The 25,445-nt window shown below is 62.9% G+C and carries 23 protein-coding genes and 1 tRNA gene; 6 read left to right on the forward strand and 18 right to left on the reverse strand.

All coding sequences use genetic code 11. From position 1 onward, the window contains the following. Positions 1 to 9: 9 nt before the first annotated feature. The 10 genes from PMX60_RS05065 to cobM are packed head-to-tail and all read right to left on the reverse strand — an operon-like array spanning position 10 to position 9,250. Positions 10 to 777: an adenosylcobinamide-GDP ribazoletransferase gene (locus tag PMX60_RS05065; protein ID WP_271747124.1), complete on the reverse strand. Its 768-nt coding sequence runs from the start codon at positions 775 to 777 to the stop codon at positions 10 to 12. After that, a complete protein-coding gene (locus tag PMX60_RS05070) occupies positions 774 to 1,316 on the reverse strand; it encodes a bifunctional adenosylcobinamide kinase/adenosylcobinamide-phosphate guanylyltransferase (protein WP_271747125.1) in 543 nt (180 codons plus the stop codon). Before PMX60_RS05070 ends, PMX60_RS05065 begins: the two co-directional genes overlap by 4 nt. Beyond that, entirely contained in the window at positions 1,313 to 2,461 is a 1,149-nt protein-coding gene (locus tag PMX60_RS05075; RefSeq protein WP_271747126.1) for a nicotinate-nucleotide--dimethylbenzimidazole phosphoribosyltransferase, read from the reverse strand. The genes PMX60_RS05070 and PMX60_RS05075 overlap by 4 nt, the downstream gene beginning before the upstream one ends. Then, on the reverse strand, positions 2,454 to 3,836 hold the full coding sequence (locus PMX60_RS05080; RefSeq protein ID WP_271747127.1) for a cobyrinate a,c-diamide synthase: 1,383 nt from the start codon (positions 3,834 to 3,836) through the stop codon (positions 2,454 to 2,456). Before PMX60_RS05080 ends, PMX60_RS05075 begins: the two co-directional genes overlap by 8 nt. Further along, positions 3,833 to 5,182 (reverse strand): precorrin-6y C5,15-methyltransferase (decarboxylating) subunit CbiE, encoded by a 1,350-nt coding sequence (gene cbiE / locus PMX60_RS05085; RefSeq protein ID WP_271747128.1) that lies wholly within the window; start codon positions 5,180 to 5,182, stop codon positions 3,833 to 3,835. The genes PMX60_RS05080 and cbiE overlap by 4 nt, the downstream gene beginning before the upstream one ends. After that, the gene (cobJ, locus tag PMX60_RS05090; protein WP_055310656.1) at positions 5,170 to 5,913 is read right to left on the reverse strand and encodes a precorrin-3B C(17)-methyltransferase; all 744 of its coding nucleotides are present in this window, start codon (positions 5,911 to 5,913) and stop codon (positions 5,170 to 5,172) included. Before cobJ ends, cbiE begins: the two co-directional genes overlap by 13 nt. Continuing rightward, positions 5,913 to 6,998, reverse strand: coding sequence for a cobalt-precorrin 5A hydrolase (locus tag PMX60_RS05095; RefSeq protein ID WP_271747188.1), 1,086 nt, complete (start codon positions 6,996 to 6,998; stop codon positions 5,913 to 5,915). The genes cobJ and PMX60_RS05095 overlap by 1 nt, the downstream gene beginning before the upstream one ends. 48 nt (positions 6,999 to 7,046) lie before the next feature. Further along, a complete protein-coding gene (locus PMX60_RS05100) occupies positions 7,047 to 7,280 on the reverse strand; it encodes an SAM-dependent methyltransferase (protein ID WP_187359579.1) in 234 nt (77 codons plus the stop codon). Beyond that, positions 7,273 to 8,457: a cobalt-precorrin-5B (C(1))-methyltransferase CbiD gene (gene cbiD / locus PMX60_RS05105; protein WP_271747129.1), complete on the reverse strand. Its 1,185-nt coding sequence runs from the start codon at positions 8,455 to 8,457 to the stop codon at positions 7,273 to 7,275. Before cbiD ends, PMX60_RS05100 begins: the two co-directional genes overlap by 8 nt. A gap of 1 nt (position 8,458) precedes the next feature. Continuing rightward, positions 8,459 to 9,250 carry a precorrin-4 C(11)-methyltransferase gene (cobM, locus tag PMX60_RS05110; RefSeq protein ID WP_271747130.1) on the reverse strand — a complete coding sequence of 264 codons (792 nt, stop codon included), beginning with the start codon at positions 9,248 to 9,250 and terminating at the stop codon, positions 8,459 to 8,461. A 458-nt stretch (positions 9,251 to 9,708) separates the two neighbouring features. Here cobM and PMX60_RS05115 point away from each other — a divergent pair, with 458 nt between their 5' ends. From PMX60_RS05115 to PMX60_RS05140, 6 genes are all read left to right on the forward strand, one after another. After that, entirely contained in the window at positions 9,709 to 10,635 is a 927-nt protein-coding gene (locus tag PMX60_RS05115) for a sirohydrochlorin cobaltochelatase (RefSeq protein WP_271747131.1), read from the forward strand. Between the two features lie 144 nt (positions 10,636 to 10,779). Further along, positions 10,780 to 11,313, forward strand: a complete 534-nt coding sequence (locus tag PMX60_RS05120) for a hypothetical protein (RefSeq protein WP_035138217.1) — start codon at positions 10,780 to 10,782, stop codon at positions 11,311 to 11,313. A gap of 163 nt (positions 11,314 to 11,476) precedes the next feature. Continuing rightward, positions 11,477 to 12,889 carry an ABC transporter substrate-binding protein gene (locus PMX60_RS05125; protein ID WP_271747132.1) on the forward strand — a complete coding sequence of 471 codons (1,413 nt, stop codon included), beginning with the start codon at positions 11,477 to 11,479 and terminating at the stop codon, positions 12,887 to 12,889. A 22-nt stretch (positions 12,890 to 12,911) separates the two neighbouring features. After that, the gene (locus PMX60_RS05130; protein ID WP_271747133.1) at positions 12,912 to 13,934 is read left to right on the forward strand and encodes a FecCD family ABC transporter permease; all 1,023 of its coding nucleotides are present in this window, start codon (positions 12,912 to 12,914) and stop codon (positions 13,932 to 13,934) included. Positions 13,935 to 13,946: 12 nt separating this feature from the next. After that, entirely contained in the window at positions 13,947 to 15,149 is a 1,203-nt protein-coding gene (locus PMX60_RS05135; protein WP_271747134.1) for an ABC transporter ATP-binding protein, read from the forward strand. 188 nt (positions 15,150 to 15,337) lie between these two features. Beyond that, positions 15,338 to 16,771, forward strand: a complete 1,434-nt coding sequence (locus PMX60_RS05140; RefSeq protein WP_271747135.1) for a radical SAM protein — start codon at positions 15,338 to 15,340, stop codon at positions 16,769 to 16,771. Between the two features lie 188 nt (positions 16,772 to 16,959). Here the strand turns inward: PMX60_RS05140 and PMX60_RS05145 are convergent, their stop codons facing one another. The 8 genes from PMX60_RS05145 to PMX60_RS05180 all read right to left on the reverse strand — a co-directional run bounded on the left by PMX60_RS05145 (position 16,960) and on the right by PMX60_RS05180 (position 25,138). Continuing rightward, entirely contained in the window at positions 16,960 to 17,571 is a 612-nt protein-coding gene (locus tag PMX60_RS05145) for a TetR/AcrR family transcriptional regulator (RefSeq protein WP_271747136.1), read from the reverse strand. Between the two features lie 116 nt (positions 17,572 to 17,687). Continuing rightward, positions 17,688 to 18,995: a lysylphosphatidylglycerol synthase transmembrane domain-containing protein gene (locus PMX60_RS05150; protein WP_006233965.1), complete on the reverse strand. Its 1,308-nt coding sequence runs from the start codon at positions 18,993 to 18,995 to the stop codon at positions 17,688 to 17,690. Positions 18,996 to 19,146: 151 nt separating this feature from the next. Then, positions 19,147 to 19,223 (reverse strand) — tRNA-Glu (locus PMX60_RS05155). A 127-nt stretch (positions 19,224 to 19,350) separates the two neighbouring features. Next, positions 19,351 to 20,745 (reverse strand): CCA tRNA nucleotidyltransferase, encoded by a 1,395-nt coding sequence (locus tag PMX60_RS05160; protein WP_161161420.1) that lies wholly within the window; start codon positions 20,743 to 20,745, stop codon positions 19,351 to 19,353. 164 nt (positions 20,746 to 20,909) lie between these two features. After that, the gene (locus tag PMX60_RS05165; RefSeq protein WP_006233968.1) at positions 20,910 to 21,842 is read right to left on the reverse strand and encodes a 1-phosphofructokinase family hexose kinase; all 933 of its coding nucleotides are present in this window, start codon (positions 21,840 to 21,842) and stop codon (positions 20,910 to 20,912) included. Positions 21,843 to 22,030: 188 nt separating this feature from the next. Continuing rightward, entirely contained in the window at positions 22,031 to 22,963 is a 933-nt protein-coding gene (locus PMX60_RS05170) for a 1-phosphofructokinase family hexose kinase (RefSeq protein ID WP_271747138.1), read from the reverse strand. 74 nt (positions 22,964 to 23,037) lie between these two features. Beyond that, the gene (ptsP, locus tag PMX60_RS05175) at positions 23,038 to 24,741 is read right to left on the reverse strand and encodes a phosphoenolpyruvate--protein phosphotransferase (RefSeq protein ID WP_035138206.1); all 1,704 of its coding nucleotides are present in this window, start codon (positions 24,739 to 24,741) and stop codon (positions 23,038 to 23,040) included. A 133-nt stretch (positions 24,742 to 24,874) separates the two neighbouring features. Further along, positions 24,875 to 25,138, reverse strand: coding sequence for an HPr family phosphocarrier protein (locus PMX60_RS05180; protein ID WP_022094575.1), 264 nt, complete (start codon positions 25,136 to 25,138; stop codon positions 24,875 to 24,877). Between the last annotated feature and the right edge of the window lie 307 nt (positions 25,139 to 25,445).

Genomic DNA, 25,445 nt, shown 5'->3' on the forward strand with positions numbered 1-25,445 from the left:
CCACGAGCATCATAGGAGCATGCCCCCCGCCACCAGCATGGCAAGCATCGCGAGCTCGGCCCATTGCAGAAACCATCCGGCCAAATCCCCCGTCACCCCGCCGAAGCGGGACAGGGCAACATGGCGATACCACGCGAGCGCCAAAAGCCCCGCCACCGCCATAAGGGCGCCGACGGCCTGAGCGCACGCGACCATCCCTGCAGCCGAAGCCGCAGCGAAAGCGCAAAGCGGCACGACGATCGCCGCGCGCTTCTTCGAAGGCGAGAGCCCCGCGGCCATGCCGTCCGCCCGCGCGGCAGGCCAACATTCAACGGCGAGCCCCGAAAGCGCGCGGGAGAACACGAGCGAGCACAGAAGCGCGAGGAACGTCCCCGCCGTAAGCGGCAGCGCGGTGAACAGGGAAAACTGCAGAATAAGGTACACAACAACACCGATGACCCCGAAGGCGCCCGCCCGCGGGTCGTGCATGATCTCTAGCTTTCGCTCGCGTGGGGCCCAACTTGCAAGCGCATCGGAGGTGTCGCAGAGCCCGTCTAGGTGGATGCCTCCCGTCACCGCCACAGGCAGCGCCACGAGCACGGCCGCGACGATGGTCGCGGGCACGCCGAGCAGGTTCGCCACGTACCCCCACGCCGTCATGAGGAAGCCTTCCGCAAGGCCCACCAGGGGAAACGCAGCAAGCGCATGGGTTGATCCGAAATCGGTCCAGGCCGATTTCGGGACGGGGATGCGCGAGAACGTTCCGAACGCCGCGCCGATTGCCTCTGCTATCTTCACCTTGTAGGTCCTTCGCCTTTCATCCACACGGGAATCCCGCATACCACTTCGACTGCACGGTCGGCCAGCGCCGCCACGCCCGCGTTCACGCGCGCGAGGGCGCGCCTCCATACCTCGGTCCCCTCATCGTAGCGCATCCCATCGGCGAACACGTCGACGGTGACCACCACCGTATACGCAGCGGCCTGAGCGAGCCGTTCAATGCCTCCGAGCACCTCGCGCGCCACAGCGTCGGGGTCACGTGGGGACAAGCCGCCTTCCGCGAAGAGCTCGTTTGCAACCAGGTTGCCCACGTCCTCCAAAAGAAGCGTGCAGCCGCGCGGAAGCCCAGGCACTGCGGCGCCCACGTCACGCGTGCGCTCGAGGGTGGAAAACCCCTTGCCCTCGCGCAGCGCCCGATGGCGCGCGATGCGGTGGGCTCCCTCTTCCCCGAAGGGCTCCATCGTTGCCAGGTAAACGCGGGGGCCGTCGTGCCCAAGGCACAGGGACTCGGCGTAGGCGCTCTTACCGCTCGCGCCGGCGCCGATAACGAACGTCACCGCCATTTCCCGGCCTCGAAATGCTCGTAAGCAGCCATGCCAGTCGCCGTGAACGTCTTCCCATCCCGGTACACGCGCAGCGCCGAATCCAGAAGGGGCAGATACGCCATGGCGCCCGCGCCCTCGCCCAAGTGCATGCCTGCGACGAGGGGTGCCTTTATGCCGAGCTCGCGAAGGAGCTCCTGGCTTGCGGGTTCGCTAGATGCGTGGGTGCCCACGAGGTAGCCCAAGGCGTTGGGGCACAGGCGCACCGCGCACAGGGCCGCCGTGCAGGATATGACCCCGTCGAGGAGCGCCGGCGCCTTCGAGGCCGCGGCCCCCAGGTAGAAACCGCACATCGCCGCGATGTCGAAGCCGCCCACCTTCGAGAGCACGTCGATCGGGTCGGCGGGATCGGGCGAGTTCGCGTCGATAGCGCGCTCGACCACGTCGCGCTTGCGCGCGAGCGAGGCGTCCGAGAGCCCCGCGCCGCGCCCGACGAGGCTCCGCGCGTCCGCCCGGATGAGCACTGCGGCCACCGCCACCGAGGTGGTCGTGTTGCCGATGCCCATCTCGCCCGCAGCGAGAAGGCGCACGCCGGCGCGGGCAAGCCCGCACGCGACGGCGATTCCGACCTCGATCGCGCGCACGGCCCCATCGCGAGACATGGCGGAGCCGTGCGCGATGTTGCCGCTCCCCCGCCGCACGTTCGCGCGCACCATGCGCGCGTCTTCTATGCCCCGGGCCATACCCACGTCGACGGGCACGACCTCGGCACCCGCGAACGCCGCCATGCGGCAGGCGCTCGTGGCCCCCTCGCACATGTTGCGCGCGACGGCTCGCGTCACGTCTTGCCCGCTTTGCGACACGCCTTCGGCAACGACCCCGTTGTCGGAGAAGAATACCGCGAGCGCACGGGGAAACTCGGCCACCTCGGCGCTCCCCTGAGCCGCGGCGATACGCGCGACGGCATCTTCAAAGTCGCCCAATCCCCCCAAGGGGTGCGCGATGGAGTCCCACGCGGCGTACGCGGCGGCGCGGGCGCACTCGTCTGCGGGCGCGATCCGGGAGAGCGCGGCTTCGAGCACGGCGCCCGGCGCCGACGAGAACGCGCGCTCGACTTCCTCGCGGATGCAGGCAAGCGCGGTTTCGGTTGCTTCAGCCATGCCGTCTCCTCTCTGCGAACGACGCTGCGGCAGACGCGAACGCGCGCGCAACGTCGGGGTTCGCAGGATAGTACACATGCGGGAAGCCCGCAACCAGGGACGGGGTAGTCGTCATGCACGGCCAGCCCTTGTCGCGCCGGGGCTTTTGCGCCCAAAAGTCGCCGCCCGGGCAGGTGGACTGCCAGTAGTGGAACTCGTGCGCGCGGATGCGTGTGCCGCGCGGCCCGTAGAGCCCGTCGCGTTGGGAAGTGAGCCCCACGTACCCGAAATGGGACAGCCTTCCCCCGTTCTCGCTTGCGCCCTCAAGGGCGCCCACAACAGGCCAGCGCCGCCCCTCGCTATCGGAGATTTCGCGCTGCAGGTACAGAAACCCACCGCATTCGGCAACCGTCGGCATGCCGGATTCCACCGCACGCCGCACCGCCTCGCGCATCGGCGCGTTCTCGGAGAGCTGCCGCACATGGAGCTCCGGGTAGCCGCCTCCCAGATAGAGGGCGCTTGTCCCCCGCGGCAACTCGCTATCACACAGGGGGCTGAAAAAGGCCAGCTCGCAACCCAGGTCCTCGAGCGCGCGCAGGTTCTCCTCGTAGTAGAACGAGAACGCCTCGTCACGCGCAACGGCGACGATGGGCCGCGCTCCCGCGATCGGCTCCAACCGGTAAGGTTCCTCGCAGATATCGGGTGCCGTCGCCGCTATTTCGAGCAAGCGGTCGACGTCGACGCTCTTTTCCACCAGCTCGGCCATCTTGTCGATGCGCGCGGAGAGCTGCTCGACCTCGTCGGCGGTCACAAGCCCCAGATGCCGGCTTTCGAGCGAGAACGCCTCGTCGGCGGGAATATTACCCAAAACCGCGACGCCCGTGTGCTTCTCGATCGCAGGCGCCGCGTAGGCGCAGGCAGCGGCGCTCGTCTTGTTCAGCACGACGCCGCGCACGTTCGCACAAGGCAGGAACTCGGCGATGCCGCGAATTACGGCGGCGAGCGATAAAGACGCCCCGCGCCCGTTCACCACTAAAACGACCGGCGTTTCCGTGTCGCGCGCAACCTGGTAGCTGCTCGCGTCGGCCACGCCGGGCGCCATGCCGTCGTAGAAGCCCATGACCCCCTCGAGCACCGCGACATCCGCGCCCGCGGCGCCGCGTGCGAGCAGGGCGCGCAGCGTCGGGGCGTCGGTGAAGAAGCCGTCTAAGTTGCCCGAGCGCGCGCCCACGACGCGACGATGAAAGAGCGGATCAATGTAGTCGGGGCCGCATTTGAAGGCCGCGCATGCAAGGCCGCGGCGCGCGAGCGCGCGCAGGAGCGCGCACGTAACGACCGTCTTGCCGCTCCCGCTCGAGGGCGCAGCGACCATGAAGCGCGGGATGGTCGTGCTCACCGGGCGCCGCCTTCCCCACCTGCACCACGCGCGCTGACGAGGAACACGGGGTTTTGCGCCTTCATAAGATGGTGCGAGCCTACAGCTTCGGCGCGGGCGGCCGACACCTGGCAAGCCTCGAACCCCTTAAAGCGCGAACTCGAGAGGAGCGCGCACGCCTCGGTGAGCGTCTCAACGGTGACGCATGGCACGCACAGGCGAACCTGCGAGTTCTTCTCGAGCGCCACCTCCACGATGGAGGGAAGCTCGCCCGCGCTCCCGCCGACGAACACGGCGTCGGGGACGGGCAGTATCGCGAGCGCTTCGGGGGCGACACCGGGGACCGCATGCACGTTGCCGCACCCGAATGCATCCGCGTTCTCTCGGATGAGCTGCACGCCGGTCGCGTTGCGCTCGACCGCCCATACCGACCCCGCTCGCGCGACGAGCGCCGCCTCGATCGACACGCTCCCCGTGCCGGCGCCGACGTCCCACACGGTGTCGGTCGCGGTAAGGCGCAGCTTCGCGAGCGCGACGGCGCGCACCTCCTGCTTGGTCATGGGAACGTCGCCGCGGATGAAGAGCTCGTCGGGAATGCCCGAGGAAGCGTACGGCCAGCGGGAACTCGCGGCGCGGGATGCGCCCGCAGAGTCCGCCGCGGAAGAAGCCGCCGCGGGCGCAGACGCGCCGGCCGGCACCTCGGAGGCTGCGCTAGAGCCCGCAGGCGACCCGGCGCCGCCTGCGAAATCGATAAGCATCACGTTCAAGTCGTCGAACGTCTGACCTGTGATTTCACTTGCGGTCGCGCAGGTGATGCGCTCGTCGGGGTACGACAGGCGCTCGGCCACCGTCACGCACGCGTCCCCGAAGCCCGCCTGCACAAGCTCGCCCGAAAGCCGCGAGGGATCTTCCCCGCCCGACGTGACGAGGAAGAGCTCACCTGCGCGCTCGGCCTCGGCCACGATGTCGCACGCCACGCCGTGAGCGCTCGCGAAGCGCCAATCCTGCCATGGACGCGCGAGGCGCGCGGCGAGATACGACGCTGAGCTTATGCCGGGAATGACGCGCACGTCCACCTGCGCGTCGCCGGAGAGCGCCTCCACCAGGCGGCGCGCGCCGCTGAACAGCCCCACATCGCCCGTCATCACGACCACGGCGCGCTGCCACGACGCCGCATCGGTGAGCGCGGCGACGATGTCCGCCGTCTTCACGAGCTCGCATCTCACCACGTCGGGCGGCACGTCGATGCCGGCAAGCGCGCGATGAGCGCCGATGACCACGTCGGCGATGTCGATCGCGTCGAGCGCCGCGCGCGAGAGCAAGTCGGGGTTTCCGGGCCCCGCCCCGATGATCGTTACCTTTCGCATGGAATCTCCCGATACCCGCGCGGCGTGACCATACGGCCGCCTACGAGCTTCGTGTCCGCGTTGCCGACGAACACGGTGGTGAACATGTCGGCGTCGATCTCCCCCAGCTCGGAGAGCCTGCACATGCCCGACTGCTGCCCCTCGCGCCCGATGTTGCGCACCCAGCCGCAGAGCGTGTCGGGGGCCTTCCATTCGAGCATAATCTTCGCCGCGCGTGAGAGCCTGTCGGCGCGCTTTCTGCTGCGCGGGTTGTACAAACAGATGCAGAAGTCGGCGCTCGCCACGGCGGCGAGCCTGCGCTCGATGACCTCCCATGGCGTGAGCAGGTCGGAGAGCGACACGACCGCGAAGTCGTGGGCAAGCGGGGCGCCGAGCACCGCCGACCCGCTCTGAGCCGCGGTGGCCCCGGCGATAACTTCCACGTCTACATCGGGGTAGTCCTCCGCAAGCTCCAGCACGGGGCTCGCCATGCCGTACACGCCCGCGTCGCCGCTGCACACGAGCGCCACGGCTTCTCCACTCTGCGCGCGCGAAAGCGCAAGGCGGCACCGTTCGACCTCGTGCATCATCGGCGTCGCGAGATGCGCCGCGTCGGGCACGGCGGCGAGCGCGAGCTCCACGTATTTCGTGTAACCCACAACGACGTCGGACGCCTCGAGCGCACGCCGAGCCGCAATCGTCATGCCGTCGGGGCCGCCCGGGCCGATTCCCACCACGAAGAGCTTTCCCATCACCGCTCCTTAAACGAAAGTTCGATAGTTACCCTGGAAAACGCGACGGTCACGCCGCCGTGAGCAAGCTTCGGTAAGATCAGTTTACCCCCGTCCGCGAGCGCCGCGCGCTCGCACACGTTGTCGACCCCCACCGTCGCGCGCACGAAATCAGATGGCGAAACGCTGCCTTCGACCTGCGACAACTCCTCTGCGGAATACGTCGCAAGCGGGATATTGCGCGCGCAGCAGAAGGCGAGCAGACCCTCCTCGTGCGCCTTCACGTCGATCGTCGCCGCCTCGCGCACGGCCGAAGGCGAGATACCCACCTGCCCGCACGCGAGAAGAAACGCCTCCTCGATCGCTTCGGCGCACGCACCGCGACGGCATCCTATGCCCGCAACGATGCAGGGCACGACAAGGCGAAGCGGCTCGGGCGCAGGCGCCTGCGCCCGCACGCCCGCCGGCTTCCCCGTCTCACCGGCGGGCACGACCTCGCCCGTTGTCTCCGCCGCACGAACGGACGCACCTGCATTCGCGCCAGCGAACGGCGACACGACGATATCGGCCCGAGCGCGGTCGGACGCAATGTCAACCCCCTCAGGCGGCTGTCCCGAAATCGGCATGTCGGAATAGAGCGCCACGCGCCCGCCCGAAAGCAGCCGCGCCGACACTCGCTTGATGGCCTCGGGATTCGAAACGGCGAGCCCCGCACAGCGCGCCCACGTATCCACCGCCCACACGCCGCGGACGTCGGTCGCCGTGGTGATGACGGGGATGGCCCCTGCCGCGCGTGCCACAGTTTGCGCAAGCTCGTTCGCACCGCCCAAATGCCCCGACAAAAGCGGGACGGCAAAGCGCCCCGCCTCGTCGATCGCCACAACCGCGGGATCGTTTGCCTTCGAGGCGACATGCGGCGCGATCGCCCGCACGGCGATGCCCGCCGCGCCCACGAACAGAAGCGCGTCCGACGCTTCCCACGCGAGCGCCGTCCATGCGCGCAGGTCGGCCTTCCCCTCGCCGAACCCGCGCGAAACGGAAACGTCCCAGCCAGGGTCGTCTTCACCTGTCTGCGCGCAATCGGAAAGCGCGTGTGCGGTGCGCACCGCCAACGCATACCCCCTCTCAGTGAACGCTATGCAGGAAACCCTCATCTAGCGCACCACCATCGTCGAGAAGTAGCTGCCCCGATCGGGCACATCGTCGAGCGAGCGGTACACGCGCTCGCCCGGAAGCCCACAGTCCTCTACAAGCTCGGCACCGTCGAAGGCACCCTCCTCGCAAAGGAAGCGCTTCGTGTCCGCAAGCGAGCGGCGCGCCTTCATGACCACCTTCGTCCCCGGCCAGCCGATTGCACGGCGCACCCCGTACAGAACGCCTTTACTCATACGTCGCCCCCAATTTCCCGATAACTGCATCGGCGCCCGACGTGCGGAAAAGCTCGCGGCGCTCGGCGTCGAACACGACCGCGGCGATGTCGCATGCGCCCGCCGCGCGGCGGCGCAACCTGTCCTCAATTGCCGCAGCGAGCGAGGCGCGCGCAGCGTCCCCAACGCCGGCGGCCTCGATTACCTCGAGCGCCGCCGTGGTCGTGACGGACGACATGATCTCGCGCACGGTCTTCGCGCCCGCGCCGGCCATGGCCGCGTGGGCGGCCAGAATCTCCGCGCGGCAGTCGGCGGTACGCGAATGGGTGTCCATGATGCCGCCCGCGACCTTCACCAACTTGCCGATGTGTCCCACAAGAAGGACATTGGTAAATCCCTCGCGAACGCAGCAGTCAATCGCATCGCCCACAAAGTTGGAGATGAAGACCACCGGCGCACCGTTTAGGTGGAAATGCCCCGAGATGAACTGCCCGCCGTAGTTGCCGGGCGTGAGCACGACTCCGCGCCGCCCCATAGCCGCATGCTGCCGGATCTCGAGCTCGATGCTGTCGCGCAAGGCAGCGAGGCTGCGCGGCTCGACGATGCCCGTCGTGCCCAGGATGGAGATGCCGCCCTCTATCCCCAGATGCGGGTTGAAGGTCTTTTTGGCAAGGGCAACACCCTCGGGTACCGAAATCGTCACAGCAATATTTCCAGAAAAGCCGTGCGCGGCGCACACCTCGCGCACCGCCGAAGTGATCATCGCGCGCGGCGTCGCGTTGATGGCGGCCGCCCCCACCGGCTGCTCGAGCCCGGGCAATGTCACGCGCCCCACGCCCACGCCGCCATCGACGGAAACTTCCGATTCGCGCGCGGGCACGTCCTTGCTGCCCGCAGCACCCGTGCCCGACCCCGCATGTTCCACGTGCGCGTACACGAGTACGCCGTCAGTCACATCGGCATCGTCGCCTGCGTCCTTTCGCACGGCGCACTGGGCGCACCCCTCGCCGATGCATGCGTCGACCACGTTCGCCTCGACGGGCAGCCCGCCGGGGGTGACGATCGACACGAGGCCGACGGGCTTTCGTGACAAGAGCATCTCGCAGGCCGCCTTCGCCGCGAGCGCGGCGCAGCTCCCCGTGGTGTAGCCGCAGCGCAGGCGGGTCGTCCCGGTATATATGTAGTGCTCGAAGGCCACGCTAGCTGCTCGCCTTCCGATACCCCGTGGAAAACGAAGGGTCGTAAAGCTTGCTGCGCTCGTACGACTCCGCTTGCGCGCCGTTGTGTGCAAGCCTGCCGCGAGCTCCGAGCACGCGGCCCACCACCACGAGCGCCGTGCGGTCGATGCCCTCTCGCGCGCCCGCATCGGCGAGCGTGCCCACTGTGCATCGCACCACGCGCTCCTCAGGCCAGGTTGCCTTGTACACGAGCGCCGCCGGCTCGTCGGAGCTGCGGCCCGCATCCAAAAGCTCGGCGGAAAGCTCGGCGAGCATACCCGAGCTCAGGAAGATGACCATAGTCGAGCCGCTTTCCGCCATGGTGCGCATGCCCTCGCCCGCGGGCATGGGGGTGCGCCCGGAAAGCCGCGTGATCACGACCGACTGGCTGATTCCCGGCAGCGTGTATTCCTGGCGAAGCGCCGCCGCGGCACCGCAAAAGCTCGACACGCCGGGCACCACCTCGTAGTCCACGCCGCGCGCGTCGAGTGCGTCCATCTGCTCCTGGATGGCGCCGTACAGGCACGGGTCGCCCGTGTGCAGGCGCACCACTTCCTCGCCCCGCGCATCCGCCGCGCACATCACGTCGAGCACTTCCTCCAAGGTCATGTGCGCGCTGTCGTAGACGACGCAGGATTCCTTGCACTCGGCGAGCAGCTCGGGGTTCACAAGGCTCCCCGCCCAAACGACCACGTCGGCCGCGCGCAGAAGACGCGCCCCGCGAAGCGTGATAAGGTCGGCGGCGCCCGAACCTGCGCCAACGATATGAATCATCCGAGCCTTCCCTTCCCGTTTCTCATCGCAACCGTTTACGCCGCCATTCGCGCAGCAGGCAAAACACGGCGCCTGCGGCGACAATCGGCGCAAATACGCAGGCAGAAGGCGCAATGCCGCCCGCCCTGGCTTTGACACGTTCACAAGTGCCCACTATCATAGTAAAAGATTCGGCAACGAGCATATGACAATCGGATAAAAGGAAATGACCGGCGCGGCGCCCGCACAGCCCGCGCTGGCTTGCGGAGGGAACCAGGTGGGAATCCTGGGCAAGGGACATTACTGTATAGGACGCGCGGGCGAACCGCCTCACGCCCCAAGCCAGACTGCTTCGCCTTTTCCTCACGGCATCGCCGTGGCGTTAGCTCCTTGTGAACCCCGAGGGGTGCGCTTTTCTTTCGCTTGTGCCGACAAGCAACTGTCGCCGGGGGACCGGCAAACCGAGGAAAGGAAAAACCATGTCCGAACAGATGTCACGCCGCGGCTTCATGAGCGCCGCGGCAACCGGAGCCGTCGCGCTCGCCGGAGTCGCGCTCGCGGGCTGCTCCAACACCTCCGCGAGTTCCGAGAAATCGAGCGAAAAGGAGAAGGCCGTGAAGCCGGTCATCCTCGTCACGAGCTTCGGCACGAGCTACAACGACTCGCGCCACATCACCATCGGCGCCATCGAAGACGCTATCCGTGAGAAGTACTGGCAGGACTACGACATTCGCCGCGCCTTCACCGCGCAGATCATCATCGACAAGCTGAAGAAGCGCGACGGCATCACGATCGACAACATGACCGAGGCGCTCGACCGCTGCGTGGAAGACGGCGTGAAGGAAATCGTCGTGCAGCCGACGCATCTCATGGCTGGCCTGGAATACGCCGACGTGAAAGACGAGCTCGACAAGTACGCTGACAAGTTCGACAAGATCTCGCTCGGCGACCCGCTGCTCACCTCCGACGACGACTACAAGAAGGTGGCCGCAGCCATTAAGGAGAACATGGCGTCCTTCGACGACGGCAAGACGGCGCTGTGCCTCATGGGCCACGGCACCGAAGCCGATTCCAACGCCGACTATGCCAAGATGCAGGAAGTGTTTAAGAACGAGGGCTTGACGCAGTTCTTCGTCGGCACCGTCGAGGCTGAACCGACCTGCGAGGATGTTATCGCCGCCGCGAGCGCCGCAGGCTACAAGAAGGCCGTGCTCGCGCCGTTCATGGTGGTCGCGGGCGACCACGCGAACAACGACATGGCAGACGAGACCGACCCCGACAGCTGGGCTGCGAAGTTCGTGGCCGCCGGCTTCGAAGTGACGTGCCTGCTCCAGGGTCTGGGACAGAACGTCGCGGTCGACGACATCTACGTCTCGCACGCGGACGACGCCATCGCCAAGCTGTAAACTCGCCGCGCACGGGGGCGCCGGTCGCGTCCCCGTGCAACGGGCATGCGCCTTCCCCGACTGACGGCGCATGCCCGTTGCATTCGCATCCCGCCCGCCCACCGCACGGCGCGGGCGGTCGAAGCGATTGAAAGGAACCCCTCCATGTTGAAGAAAACCCTCGCCTTCGCCCTGTCGGCGGCGCTTTTCGCATTCTCGCTCGCCGGCTGCGGCGGAAATTCAATCGACAGCGCAAAGGCAAGCGATGCCGATTCCCAGGAAAAGACCGAACAGGCGGCCGATGCGCCCGAGGGCGCAAGCGCTGCCCCCATCACCGCCGATAAGGTGGCCGACGGCACCTATCCGATCACCGTAGATTCCAGCTCGAACATGTTCAGGATTGTGGACGCCCAGCTCATCGTGGAAAACGGCTCCATGCACTGCGTGATGACACTTTCCGGCACGGGCTACGGCAAGCTCTTCATGGGCACGGGCGACGAGGCTGCCGCCGCGAGCGAGGCCGACTTCATCCCCTATGTGGAAAACGCGGAAGGCAAGTACACCTACGACGTGCCCGTTGAAGCGCTCGACGAGGACACCGCCTGCGCCGCGTGGAGTATTAGAAAAGAGCAGTGGTACGACCGCACGCTCGTGTTCGAATCCGCCGGCGTCGATCTGCGCGCCGACGCACTGAAGTAACGCCATGCGGTCGATTCTTCCCAAGGGGGAAAACAGAAAGCGCCACAGAATCGCGGCGCGCGCGATCGCCTGCGTTCTCGTCGCCCTGCTCGCGCTTCCCTTCGCGGGGTGCAGTGCGAGCCCGAACGCGACCGGTGCCACGACGGGCTCTCAGGAATACACTGTGAGCGTCTCGCTTTCCGGCGGGTCAGGGCGCGCAAGCATCGCCTCACCAACCACAATTGTGAAGGATGGCGACACCTACACCGCGACCATCACCTGGTCGAGTTCGAACTACGACAAGATGACCGTCGACGGCGTGGACTACGCGCCCGTAAACGACGGCGGCAACTCCACGTTCGAGATACCCGTCACGCTCGACGAGGACATCGCCGTGTCGGCCGAGACCGTCGCCATGTCGACGCCGCACACCATCGACTACACGATCCACTTCGACTCATCCACCATGAAGGAGAAATCGGGCGACGAAGCAAGCGGCGGCTCCCCTGCGGGAACGGATTCAAGCGCCGCGGCCGACTTCCACAACGCCGATTTGGGCTGCGGCTGGAAGCCGACGGGGACGCTTCAGCTTGAATACGCCGAACACTTCACTGTCGACGAGTTCGAAGGCGGCCTGCGGCTTATCTGCATTTCGAACGGGGAGCGCTTCCTCGTGGTGCCGCAAGATGCGAAGGTACCTGATGGGTTGAGCTCCGACATCGCGGTCATAAGGCGCCCCGCCGACAAGGTGTACCTCGTGTCGTCGGCGACGATGTGCCTGGTCGACGCGCTCGATGCGAACGACAATATCATCATGTCGGGCACGAAGGCCGACGATTGCTCGGTCGCGGGCTTCAAAAGCGCACTCGAAAGTGGGGCGATCGCCTACGGCGGCAAGTACAGCGCGCCCGACTACGAGCGAATATCGGCCTCGGGCTGCACGCTCGCCATCGAGAACACCATGATCAACCACACGCCCGATGTGAAGGAAAAGCTGCAGAAGCTCGGGCTCGTCGTGCTCACCGAACAGTCGTCGAGCGAGCCCGAAGCACTCGGGCGCGTCGAGTGGATTAAGCTTTTCGGCGTCCTGTTCGACAAGGAAGACGAGGCCGCGCACCTGTTCAACGAGCAGAAGACCCGCGTCGAGCAAACGTCGGGGCTCGCGTCGTCAGGTAAAACCGTGGCGTATTTCTACATTAACTCGAACGGGGCCGCCGTCACGCGGCGGGCGGGCGACTACGTGGCGCAGATGATCGAGCTTGCAGGCGGCAGCTACGCGCTCGATGACGCGCAGACGGCGTCGACGTCAGGTTCGTCAGTAACGCTCGAAATGGAGCGCTTCTACGCGACGGCGAAGGATGCCGACATCATCGTCTACAACGGCACTATCGACGAATCGGTTGCCACCTTGAAAGACTTCGTAGGCAAAAACGCGCTATTGTCGCAGTTCAAAGCTGTAAAGAACGGCAACGTCTGGGTCACAAGCGCCGACATGTACCAGCAGATGACTTCTACCGCCGACATTATCGACGAGCTGCACGGGGCGTTCACCGGCGATGACGCGAGCGACTTCCATTATCTGAGGAAGCTTGGCTAGCGTCATGAGAAGCCGGCTTTCCATGACATACGACGAATCGGGGCGCGCCGCGCGGTGTCGCGTCGTGACGGCGCTGCTCGCTGTTGTCCTCATCGTGCTCGTCGGGGCCAACCTGTGCATCGGGAGCGTGCTCGTGCCCGCAGACCACATCCCCGGCATCCTTTCGGGCGGCGCGGCCAATTCCATGGAAAGCCAAGTCATCTGGGAGATTCGCCTGCCGCGCGTGCTTTCAGCCGTGCTTCTCGGCGGGGCACTTTCGCTCTCCGGGTTCCTGCTGCAGACGTTTTTCAACAACCCCATCGCCGACCCGTTCATCTTGGGCGTCTCCTCGGGCGCAAAGTTCGTCGTCGCGCTTGCGATGATCGTACTTCTGGGCGCGAACCAGGCCATGTCCTCGCCGGCCATGGTGGCCGCAGCGTTTCTGGGATCGCTTATCACCATCGGCTTCGTGCTCTTCATCGCACGGCGCATAAGTTCCATGGCCATGCTCATCGTGGCGGGCGTCATGGTGGGATACATCTGCTCGGCGGCGACGAACTTTCTCATCGCCTTCGCCGACGACCAGTCCATCGTGAACCTGCACAACTGGTCTTTGGGTAGCTTCTCGGGTTCGAGCTGGGACGACATCGCGGTCATCGCGGTCGTGGTGATCACCGTGAGCGCATGCGTATTCGCGATATCGAAGCCCCTTTCCGCCTTCCAGCTGGGAGAAGCCTACGCGAAAAGCGTCGGCGTGAACGTCGCACGCTTCCGCGTGGTGCTCGTCCTTCTAGCGAGCATGCTCTCCGCCTGCGTGACCGCGTTCGCTGGTCCGGTGTCGTTCGTAGGCATCGCGGTTCCGCATCTCGTGAAGTCGGCGCTGAAGTCGTCGAAGCCCATCCGCGTGATTCCTGCGTGCTTCTTGGGAGGCGCCATCTTCTGCGCGGGTTGCGATTTGATCGCGCGCACGCTGTTCTCTCCCGTCGAGCTTTCCATCAGCGCCGTCACCGCCATCTTCGGCGCGCCGGTGGTTATCGCGCTCATGTTGAAGAAGCGGGTGAGGTAGATGGGGAAATTTGTGCCGCGGCCCAAAACGCTCCGAGCGGAGTCGAACCTCGAAACCCCGGTCGAAACGCAGGCTGACGGAGCGCCGCTTTTCCGCATAAGTGACCTGTCGGCGGGCTACGACAAGAAGGTCGTAGTCGAAGGCGTCGATCTGGAGGTTCGCACGGGCGACGTCGTGGCGCTCATCGGGCCGAACGGCTCGGGCAAGTCGACCATCTTGAAAACCATCACACGCCATCTGGCACCGCTTGCCGGCGCGGTCGAGCTCGACGGGCGGGAGATTTCCAGATGGAAGACGGCGGAGTTCGCAAGGAACCTTGCCGTTATGCTGACAGATCGCCCCCGGACCGAGCTCCTCACCTGCCGCGATATCGTAGAGGCGGGAAGGCATCCCTACACCGGGCGAATGGGTACACTCTCGCCCGACGACCATAGTCGGGTCGACGAGGCCATGAAAACCGCACATGTGGAAGAGCTCGCCGAGCGCGACTTCATGCAGATAAGCGACGGGCAACGCCAGCGCGTCATGCTCGCACGCGCCATCGCGCAGGATCCGCGTGTGCTCGTGCTCGACGAGCCCACGTCGTATCTCGATATCCGCTACCAGATCGACCTGCTGCGAATACTTCGCCACCTTGCGAAATCGCGGAATGTTGCTGTCATCATGTCCATCCACGAACTCGAGCTCGCGCAGAAAAGCGCCGACAAGGTGATTTGCGTGAAGGACGGCCGGGTCTTCCGCGCCGGCGCACCCGAGGACATATTCACGCGCGAGACGATTGGCGAGCTCTACGGCCTTCAACATGGCACCTTCAACGAGCGCTTCGGCAGCGTGGAAATTGGGCGCCCGCACGGCGATGCGCACACGTTCGTCATCGCCGGCGCAGGAACGGGGTCGGCTGTGTTTCGCCAGCTCATCCGGCATGGCAAGGCGTTCTACGCGGGCGTTCTGCACGAAGGGGACATCGACTGCGAGCTCGCGCGCGACCTGGCGACGGAATGCGTGGCCGAACGCGCCTTCGAGCCGATCGGGGATAAAACCATAGCCCGCGCCAAAGAGCTCCTCGTCCACTGTGCGCACCTCATCGTGTGCCCCACCGCCTTCGGCACCATAAACGCCCGCAACGCAGAGCTCGTCGAGTTCGCACGATCGCATGGTATCGAGGTCATGCAAGCGTGCGAAGGCGCATCGGAGGATTCCAATGGATACGCCTAGGCGCGATCCAAGAAATCGTCCGCATCCCCATCTGACACTATTTCACCGCAACTTAGAAGGTGTCGGCGTATAACGCTTCACCCCAAATTAAATTGATTCGTTGAATAGACACACTACAAATCTTTAGACTTCGTTTAATCCACAAGTGGGTATTATCACACATTAAGCACACGTGAAAGGATATACCCATGTCGCTTACACGGTCAGCAGAGCGTGCAGCGCTCAACAAGCTCATCGATTATCTCGACGACAACCCGCAAGAAAACATCGACAAAATCATGGACCTCGTGAACAAGCTGGTCCCCAATCGCGTATTTCCTGTACAGCGAGAGGCATTCACCAATGTCATCAAGAGCCGCGGCAATTGGTATGACCTGATCATGCGTGTGTTCAGCCTTAATCCCCAGATGCGAACCAAACTGCTTAAGACCCTCATTGTCGACGCCAACCTGCTAGCTTGGCCAGAGCAGGAAAAGAACCGCGAAAAGTACCAGTGCAACGTTCCGTGGGCCATCCTGCTCGATCCCACGAGCGCCTGCAACCTGCATTGTACGGGCTGCTGGGCCGCCGAGTACGGCTACAAGCAGAATCTCTCGTTCGAAGACATCGACTCTATCGTTACGCAGGGCAAAGGGCTCGGTACGCATATCTACATCTATACCGGCGGCGAGCCGCTCGTCCGCAAGCACGACCTGATCAGAATTTGCGAAAAACATCAGGACTGCGTGTTTCTCTGCATTACCAACTCCACGCTGATCGACGAGGCCTTCTGCGACGATATGATTCGCGTAGGTAATTTTTTCCCCGCCATCAGCGCCGAGGGCAATGAGCACACCACCGACGCCCGTCGCGGCGAGGGTACCTACGCAAAGATCGAGCACGCCATGAAACTCCTGCGCGAGCGCGACTTGCCGTTTGGTATCTCCACCTGTTGGACCAGCGCCAATGCCGATACGGTTGCTACCGAGGAGAACATGGACTGGATGATCGGCGAGGGAGCACTCTTCTGCTGGTACTTCCACTTTATGCCGGTTGGCCGCAATGCAACCCCCGAGCTCATGCCCACGCCCGAGCAGCGCGAGCACATGTATCACTTTATCCGCGAAATGCGTGAGAAGAAGCCGCTGTTAACGCTCGACTTCCAAAACGACGGCGAGTTTGTAGGCGGATGTATCGCCGGCGGCCGCCGCTACCTGCACATCAACGCCGCCGGAGACGTGGAGCCGTGCGTGTTCATCCACTACTCAAACGCCAACATCCACGATGTGAGTTTACTCGACGCGCTGCGCTCTCCCCTCTTTATGAAGTACTACGAGAACATGCCGTTTAACGACAACTACCTCAAACCATGCCCCATGCTCGAGAATCCCGACGTGCTGCCCAAACTGGTCGCCGAGAGTGGCGCAATGAGCACCGACCTAATCGAGAAGGAGTCACCCGAGCAGCTGCGCGAAAAGACCCAGGCTGCCGCCGAGGCATGGTCACCTGTCGCCGACCGCATCTGGAACGACTCCGACGATCCGTTATACGCCAAGCGTCACGAGGACAAGTCGCAGGGCATGGCCGATAGCGACATGCACAAGTTCGAAAAACAGGGCCGCATACTCAAAAACGGCGATTAATGCTGCCCTACACGGCAAACGCTCAGAAATGAAGCGGAGCAGTCTCGAGGCTCATCTTCGAGGCTGCTCCGCCTTACCATCAAAACAGTTTTACTAAGTTGCGGTGAAATAGGGACCAGAACGGCCTTCCAATAACCAAAACAATCCCTATTCCACCGCAACTTCTATAAGTTGTTGAATTATCGATGCTATTCGAAGCGAGATTCCAGACTCGACAGACCATTGAGAGTCAGATCGTTGGCGACCCCAGAGACGCGCTCGATAGGAACCGAGCCGTCAGACAGCGCCCACGTGCGATAGATACCGATAATACCCGACAGCAAAAACGCCAGATAGTAGTCGAACATTTCGTCCTTGAGACCTTGGGGCAGCAGATCTCGCTCGGCAATCTCGTGCTCGAGCGGCGCACGAAGACGAGCCATGAAATCATCGAGCGGAATATTCTCGATCAGCTGACGATTGAGCACCAAGTTGTTGCACAGTGCCTCGTTAACGGTTTTAAAGAAGGTCGCCGCCGCGCTCAGGGCGCGCTCGTTGGTGTCGCCGTCCATGGAAGCAAGCGTTTTCTCGACTGAGTCGACAATCATCTCCACCACATCGACGGCAATGGCATCGAGCAGGCCGTCAACCGTACCAAAGTGAACGTAAAAGGTCTTGCGGTCGACATTGGCCTCGCGCGCGATGGCACTCACCGTAATGTCTGCCAGCGGCTTTTCCATGAGCAGGCGCTCGAAAGCCGAAAGGATGGCATTACGGCTGCGAACGATGCGACGATCAAGACGCGGTTTGCTGGTTGCCATGGGCGTGTCCCTTCGATATGCGAGCATTCATCAACAGATGAGAGATAATCTACGTAAGAGGATTATCCCCCATACAGCACAAATATGCCTCGCATCATGAAGAACGCACGACTGCCCTACTGCGACTTAGGGTGCTTCTTCTTATTGAGTGCCGACGGAGATACGCGAATACCGTCTCCTGTCTGACGCACATAGGCCTTATGAGCCGGCTTTGCGGTCCCAGAAGCCTTCTGAGCGTGCTTCTTGGGATCAACGGTAACAGCATTCGTGGGGTGCGGCTTAGTGGGCGCAGAGGGCGTCTGAGGCGTGCGGCCGAGCTTGCGCATCACGCGATCCCAGCGCGCATGGATGCTCTCGTTGTGGGCGCTCTTAAGTCCCAGCAGGGGCGCAGCCAAAATGGTAGGCGCAATAAACGTAATGAGACGCCACAGCAGATAGCCGGCGGTCGAAGCCGAACCGAAGAAATGACCCAAGAACAATGCAAAGCCGCCCTCAGCGCCACCAGTTCCACCGGGCAAGGGAACCGCAGAGCTTAACAGCTGGACAAAGGCGCTCGCGGCCATGACCGAGAAAAAGTCGACCTCGTGGTGGCCAAAGGCAAGCATCAGGAAATACGGAACCAGATAGAAAAACGCGAGCTGCAGCATGGTGATAAACACGGTGAGCAGCATGGAAGAAAAATGTCCGGCCGAAAGCTTGAACTTCTCGGAGAAGGAGTAGATCTCGCCATCGACAAACGTGCGCCAACCCTCGATCTTAGTGGCCGAGACACCAATGCGCTCGAGCCAATTGATGATGCAATGGGCGACGCGCGTGACGGTCTTAGGCATGAGCGCGACGGCGAAGATGCCAAGCAAGATGCAGCAGTGTCCACCAAAGCTAAAGACGCACAGCAGCGTCATGTCGCCGTAGCGTTCGGCAAAAAACGGCATACGGGCGAGCAGCAGGATAGCGCCCCAGGCGACCAGGCCAAACTGGTACACGATAAAACGCGTGAATTGCGTGGCGCCGGCCTCGCCCACGTTTTGGCCCGCCTTGGTCAGGCGGTAGATCTGGGCGGGAGTCGAGCCCATCATCATGGGCGTCAGGTTGCCAAAGAAGATGCCACTCGCCTCGACCGAGATCAGGTCGCGGATGCCGACGGGCGAATTGGGATCGAGCCAGACGGCGATCGCATAGGCCACAATGCCAAAGAACAGGTACATGAACATGCAAAGACACGCGACAACGAGCCATGACGCCTGGACGCTCGACATAGCGGCCCAGAACTGCCCCATCTGCCCGGTTACCACCAGATAGACGATATAACCTACCAGCACGACGCCGATAAAGATGGCGCCGCGGCGTGCGCTCTTATTGTCATCTCCGCCCGAGGCCTCAACCTCGACCTGGGGCTTAGACGTATGCTGAGAGGACTCCGTCATGAGACTCCTTCTAACAGTCAAAATATCTTGGATATTGTACCCGTAAGGGCCATAGGCAGAACGCAAAGCTCTGGTTCAAACGGGAATTGCAGACGGTTGTTTGAAAATAAAAAAACCCGGCCTTCCATAGGAAGTCCGGGTATCAGATGCGTGGTAGCCCGTACCAGATTCGAACTGGTGATCTCCGCCTTGAGAGGGCGGCGTCCTAAACCGCTAGACGAACGGGCCACATGACATCTGCACTGCCGTGCTGCGAGGAAATATATTACGGGACAAAAAACGTCAGCGCAAGAAGAAATTCCAAATTGCCGAAAAATTGTCGGCAGGTTATGGAATACGCAGGTAAACTTGGTAGCTAATTCAAGTTGAGATGAACCAAAAGAGCTTCGCGCTCGTTGGGAATATCGTCTTCGATCACGGCGTCGAGGGCGGAGTTGAGAAGCTGACCCAGTTCCGGCCCGGGCTTGACTCCGGCACGGATCAGGTCGCCGCCGTTGATGGCGAGCATCTTGAGCGTATAGGGCTCCCCTGCCTTCAGCAGCTCGTGCGCCAGCGCGCGCATCTCCTCAATCGTCTCAACATAATAGAAGCACGACGGGGCCTTGCCAAGTGTGTCGGCACGCTTAAGGTCCATGAGCTCGTCAATCAGGCGGGCCGTGTCGACGCCCTCACCCGAAAGCGCGCGCATCATATTGAGCAGGCAGGAGCGCTCGGGGCGCAGCGGCTTGTCATGGTATTTGATGAGCAGGCACACGTCGCGCACCAAGTCGTGCGAGAGGGCCAGGCGATCCATAATGACGCGCGCCTTCTTGGCGCCGAGCTCGGGATGACCGTAGAAGTGTCCGCTGCCGGCGTGATCGACCGTGAAGCACTCGGGCTTGGACACATCGTGCAAAAACGCCGCCCACATAAGGCTCGACGAGGGCGCGACGCCGTCACACAGCGCGAGCTCCCCCGCCACCGTCAGCACACGGGCGATATGCACGTAGACGTTAAACGCATGATAGACACTGCGCTGATCAAACCCGCGACCCGCTGCCAACTCGGGCACAGCGGCACAGATGAGCTCGGGATAGCGAAGCATCGCGTCTCCCCCATGACCGGTCGAAAGAATGCCCTCGAGCTCAATACCCACACGCTCACGCGCCACGGCATCGAGCAGCGGCGCGCACTCGGCAAGCGCACGCTTGGTCTCGGGCTCAATCATAAAGTCCAGACGGCAGGCAAAGCGCACCGCACGCAGCATGCGCAGGGCGTCCTCGTTAAAGCGACGCTTGGGATCGCCGACAGCGCGAATCAGCTTGCGCTCCAAGTCACCCTGGCCGTCGTAGCGGTCGACAAGCCCGCGCTCGGGATGCCAGGCCATGGCATTGACGGTAAAGTCGCGGCGCGCCAGATCGTCCTCGAGCGAGGCGGCACGCTCCACACTCTGGGGATGACGACCATCGGTGTAAAAGCCATCCAGACGGTACGTGGTGACCTCGATACGCTCGCCATCGGAAATAGCCGTGATTCCGCCAAATTTAATGCCCGACTCCACAACCGCGATGCCGGCGGCCTCGAGCGCCGCTTTGGACTCCTGCCACAGGCCGCTACAGCACATATCAACATCGTGGCTGGGGTACCCCATCAGGGCGTCGCGCACCCAACCGCCCACGTACCAAGCCTCAAGACCAGCCGCCTCAAGCGCGCGCAGGACGCGCAGGGACGCATCGGACGGTTGAGTACCGTTGAGCGAAACATTGCACATGCCTATGGCCTCCTGCGACTATCAAATTGGCTATCGATTGCGTCTGCAAGAAGTCTAGCAAGAAACAGCCTCCACTGCACACGCAAGTCCGATAAACAAAAACGCATCCGTCCTAGTCTAAGACGGATGCGAAATAATCAAACTATTCAGACAAGGTGCCGGAACTAGCAGACCTGGCGAACCTCGATGTGCTTCTTATATTCGTCCACCTTGGCAAAATCACCCAGACCGGGGCACTCGACCACGTTGGCGCCAGTGGCCATCGAAAGGCGCAGGGCGTCCTCGACGCGCTCGGGGGCGTCGTGCCACACGGACAGGAAGGCAGCGAGCGAGGAATCGCCGGCGCACACCGTCGACAGCAGCTTGACGTCGAAGGTGCGGTTGGCAAACCAGATATGCTCGCCGTTGGAGAAGTACGCACCGGCGCCACCAAGGGTCAGCAGCACGTTCTTGGCGCCCTTGGCGTGCAGCTCGGCCATAGCGCCCTTGACGGACTCGTCGTCGCCACCGCTCACCTTGATGCCAAAGATGTCAAGCAGCTCGTCGTCATTGGGCTTGATCAGCAGTGGCTCCAGAGCAATGAGGTCTGCCAGCTGATGGCTCGAGATGTCGAGGACGAACTCGGCCCCCTTGGCCTTGACACGGCGCAGGACCTCGGCCAAGAAGCCCTCGGAAGTGTTGGGAGGCAGCGAGCCGCTGATGACCAGGCAGGTCATGTCATCGAGCGAATCGATAAGTTCAAACATCTCCTGCTCGTTGGCCTCATTGATGGCGGCACCGGCATTGACCATGTTGTACTCGGTGTCGGGACCGGCGTTGAGGAACACATTGACGCGCGTAATACCGTCGGTCCACACGGGCTTGACGGGCACGCCCAGGGCCTCGGCGCCCTTAACGATAAACTCACCCGAGAAGCCGGCGAAGAAACCCAGGATCGTGGTGTCGACACCATAGTGGTCAAGCGTAAACGAGACGTTGAGGCCCTTGCCGTTGGGCGTGTAGACGGCATTGCGGGTACGCGTGACGGTATTGGCAGTAAGGCCGTCGCAGGCGATGTTGTAGTCAATGGCGGGATTTGCAGTGAGCGTGTAAATCATGAATGTTCCTTTCACGAAGCAACGTGTTAATGAAAGTATATTCCACGCATCGGTAAAAGGCTAGGACAACTCGGCGAACGGTGTGGAAGCGATGAAGTACGGCGGGACACCTCTCCCCCGCGGCGGAACAAAAAGGCGCCCCAGCCGAAACCGGGGCGCCACATGCGCACGAATATGTCGCGTTTCGATTACTGACGATCGAGCTTGCGGACAGCAACGCGCTTGCTGTACTCGTCGACGTGACCGAAGTCGCCGATGCCGACGGACTCGGCAACGTTGGCGCCGGTGGCCATAGCGAGCTTCATGGCCTCCTCGACGTTGTCGCGATCCCTGTACCACTTGTGCAGGAACGCAGCGAGGGTGCAGTCGCCGGCGCAGACAGAAGAAGCCAGCTTGATGTTGAACTCACGCTTGGCGTACCAGATGTCCTCGCCGTTGGAGAAGTAAGCGTCGCCGCGGCTACCACGGGTGAGCAGCACGTTCTGAACGCCAGCGTCGTGAGCCATCTTCATGGCAACGCGGACCTCGTCGTCGGTGTCGACCGGCACGCCGAAGATGGCCTTCATCTCGTGATGGTTCGGCTTGATGAGCAGAGGCTTCTTGTGAGCGAGCTCCTTGAGCTTGTCGGAGGACAGGTCCAGGACGACGTCGGCGCCACGAGCCTGAGCGTGCTCCATGACCTTAGCCAGGAAGTCAGGCGTAGCTTTGGGAGGAACGGAGCCGGAAACGATCAGGCACTCGAGATCGCCCGCGGTGTCCAGGATGTTGTAGAGCTCCTCCTGGTGCTGCGGCGTGATCGGAGCACCCGGGTTCAGGATGCCGTACTCGTGCTGGCCATCGTTGACGTAGGTGTTAATGCGCGTGATACCGTCGGTCCAGACCGGGCGGCAGAGGCAACCCAGGTTCATGACCTCCTCGACGATGAACTTGCCCGTGAAGCCGGCGAAGAAGCCGAGCGCGACGGTGTCGACGCCCATCTTCTTAAAGGCGAAGGACACGTCGAGGCCCTTGCCGTTAGCCGTGTAGCTGGCCGAGCCGGTGCGGACGTTCTCGTCGGGCTCGAGCGGAGAGCTCGAAACCGTCATGTCGACAGCCGGGTTAGCGGTTAGCGTGTAGAACATTTACAGTACCCCCTGTATATGTGAGGGCCGCGTGGCCGGCCCATTCCAACCACGCGGTTACCTCTGATACCAAATTAGCGAGCTGCGGACTCGAGCAGTGCCTTGACCTCGGCGGCGGTGTTGCAGGCGAGCGCCTTCTCGGCGAGCTCGTCGCACTCGGCCTTGGTCCACTGGCTGATGGTCTTGCGGGCGCGCAGGATCGACGGAGCGCTCATCGAGAACTCCTCCAGGCCCCAGCTGATCAGCAGCGGCTCGAGCAGCGGATCGGCAGCGGCCTCGCCGCACATACCGACCATGATGCCGGCCTTCACGCCGCTCTCGATGATGTTCTTGAGCGAGCGGAGCACGGCGGGATAGTACACCTGGTACAGGTTGGAGATGGTGTCGTTGCCACGGTCGGCGCACATGGTGTAGCCGATCAGGTCGTTGGTGCCGATGGAGAAGAAGTCGGCAACCTCGGCAAGACGGTCTGCGAGCAGCGAAGCGGCAGGCGTCTCGACCATGATGCCGACCTCGATGTTCTCGTTGAACTTGCGACCCTCTTCGGTCAGCTCGGCCTTGCACTGCTCGACGAGCTCCTTGACAGCCAAGACCTCCTCGACGCAGGTGACGAGCGGGATCATAATCTTGACGTCACCGAAGGCGCTAGCGCGCAGCAGAGCGCGGAGCTGGACCTTGTACTGGTCGGGATTGGCCAGGCAGTAACGCACGGCGCGGAAGCCCATGAAGGGGTTGTCTTCCTTGACCATATGCAGATACGGAATCTCCTTGTCGCCACCCACATCGAGCGTACGGATGATGACCGGAGCACCCTTGAGCGCGCTGGCGACCTTACGGTAGGCGTTGAACTGCTCCTCCTCGGAAGGAAGCTCGGCAGAGTCCATGAACAGGAACTCGGAGCGGAACAGACCGATGGCCTCGGCGTCGTGATCGAGCGCGTTGGGCACGTCATCGGGGTTACCGATGTTGCAGGCGATGATCTTCTTGATGCCATCGGCAGTCACGGACGGCTTGCCACGGAAGGCCTCGAGGGCTGCCTTCTCGGCAGCGAAGGCCTCGGCCTTGGCGGTGTAGGCAGCGAGCGTCTCCTCGTCGGGATCGGCCTCGACGATACCCTTGCCACCGTCGACGACGACGGTCATACCGTTGCGCAGCGCGGTGCAGCTGTTGGAAACCGAAAGGACAGCCGGGATCTCGAGGGCACGCGCAATGATCGCGGAGTGCGACGTGCGGCCACCGGTCTCGGTGACGATACCGGCAACGTGGGCCTTATCGATCGTGGCGGTCATGGACGGCGTGAGGTCGTGCACGACAACGACGGTGTTCTCGGGCAGGACGGAGAGGTCGACGACCTCCTTGCCCAGCAGCTCGGCCAGAATACCGGTGCGGATGTCGGCGATGTCAGCCGCGCGAAGACGGAACATCTCGTCGTCCATGGACAGGAACATGTTCTCGAACATGGTCGAGGTGTCCATGAGCGCCTGCTCGGCGCAGGTACCGCCGTCAATGGCGGCGTTGATGGCGTCGGTCATACCCGGATCCTGAGCCAGAACAATGTGTCCGCTCATGATCTCGGCCTCGGCCTCGCCCACCGTCTCCTTCATGTGGTCGGCCTGAGCCTGGGTCTTCTCGCAGAAGACCGAAAGAGCGGACTGATAGCGCTCCTTCTCTGCTGCCGAATCAGCAACCTCGTGCGGCTCAAACGTCAAGTCGGGATCGACGGCGACCATGACGGTGCCGATACCGATGCCCTCGGAAGCGTTGACTCCCTGATACATTCCCATTCCTCTCTCCGTGTCATGTGATAAAGCGTTTTGCCATATCCATGACAAAAGAGCGCAGTTACCTTACAACAGGTCACTGCGCCCCCAAATATGAACTTAGTTGTTCAACATGCGACCCGTTTGAGTTCTACTCGCCAAGACCGCTCTTGATGAGCTCGATGGCAGCAGCCAGAGCCTCGGCCTCGTCGGCGCCGTCGCACTTGACCTCGACCTCGGTACCGCAGGGGATACCAGCAGCCATGAGGGCCATCGGGGACTTGCCGTTGACCTCCTTCTCGGGGGTGACGACCGTCACGTCACAGGCGTACTTGCCCATGGTGGAGGCGAACAGACCAGCCGGACGCATGTGCAGACCCTGAGGATTAACGAGGGTAGCCTTCTCAGAAACCATAATTGACTCCTTTTTGTGTTTAACCCCTGTCATGCATGTGGCAGGAGTCAGATTCACGACGTTGTTTATATTAACTCACATCAAACGGTTTTTCATTATGTTTCAGACGAATTATTGGACAGATGTGTTTGTCGTCCGCTTGCTCGCCCACAGGGGCCCGTGCGCGGCCTGTGAGATTTCCTGCTCTACAGTCCTGCTCGCACGAAGAGCACATTAAGTGCTCTTCGGCTCGTGCGGAACTCGCGATAAATCTCACAGGCCGCGTCCGGGCCTCCGTGGGCGAGCAAGCTGGGGAAACTCAGTCGGT

It is taken from the genome of Collinsella aerofaciens (assembly GCF_028206995.1).
Taxonomy (GTDB): domain Bacteria; phylum Actinomycetota; class Coriobacteriia; order Coriobacteriales; family Coriobacteriaceae; genus Collinsella; species Collinsella aerofaciens_AQ.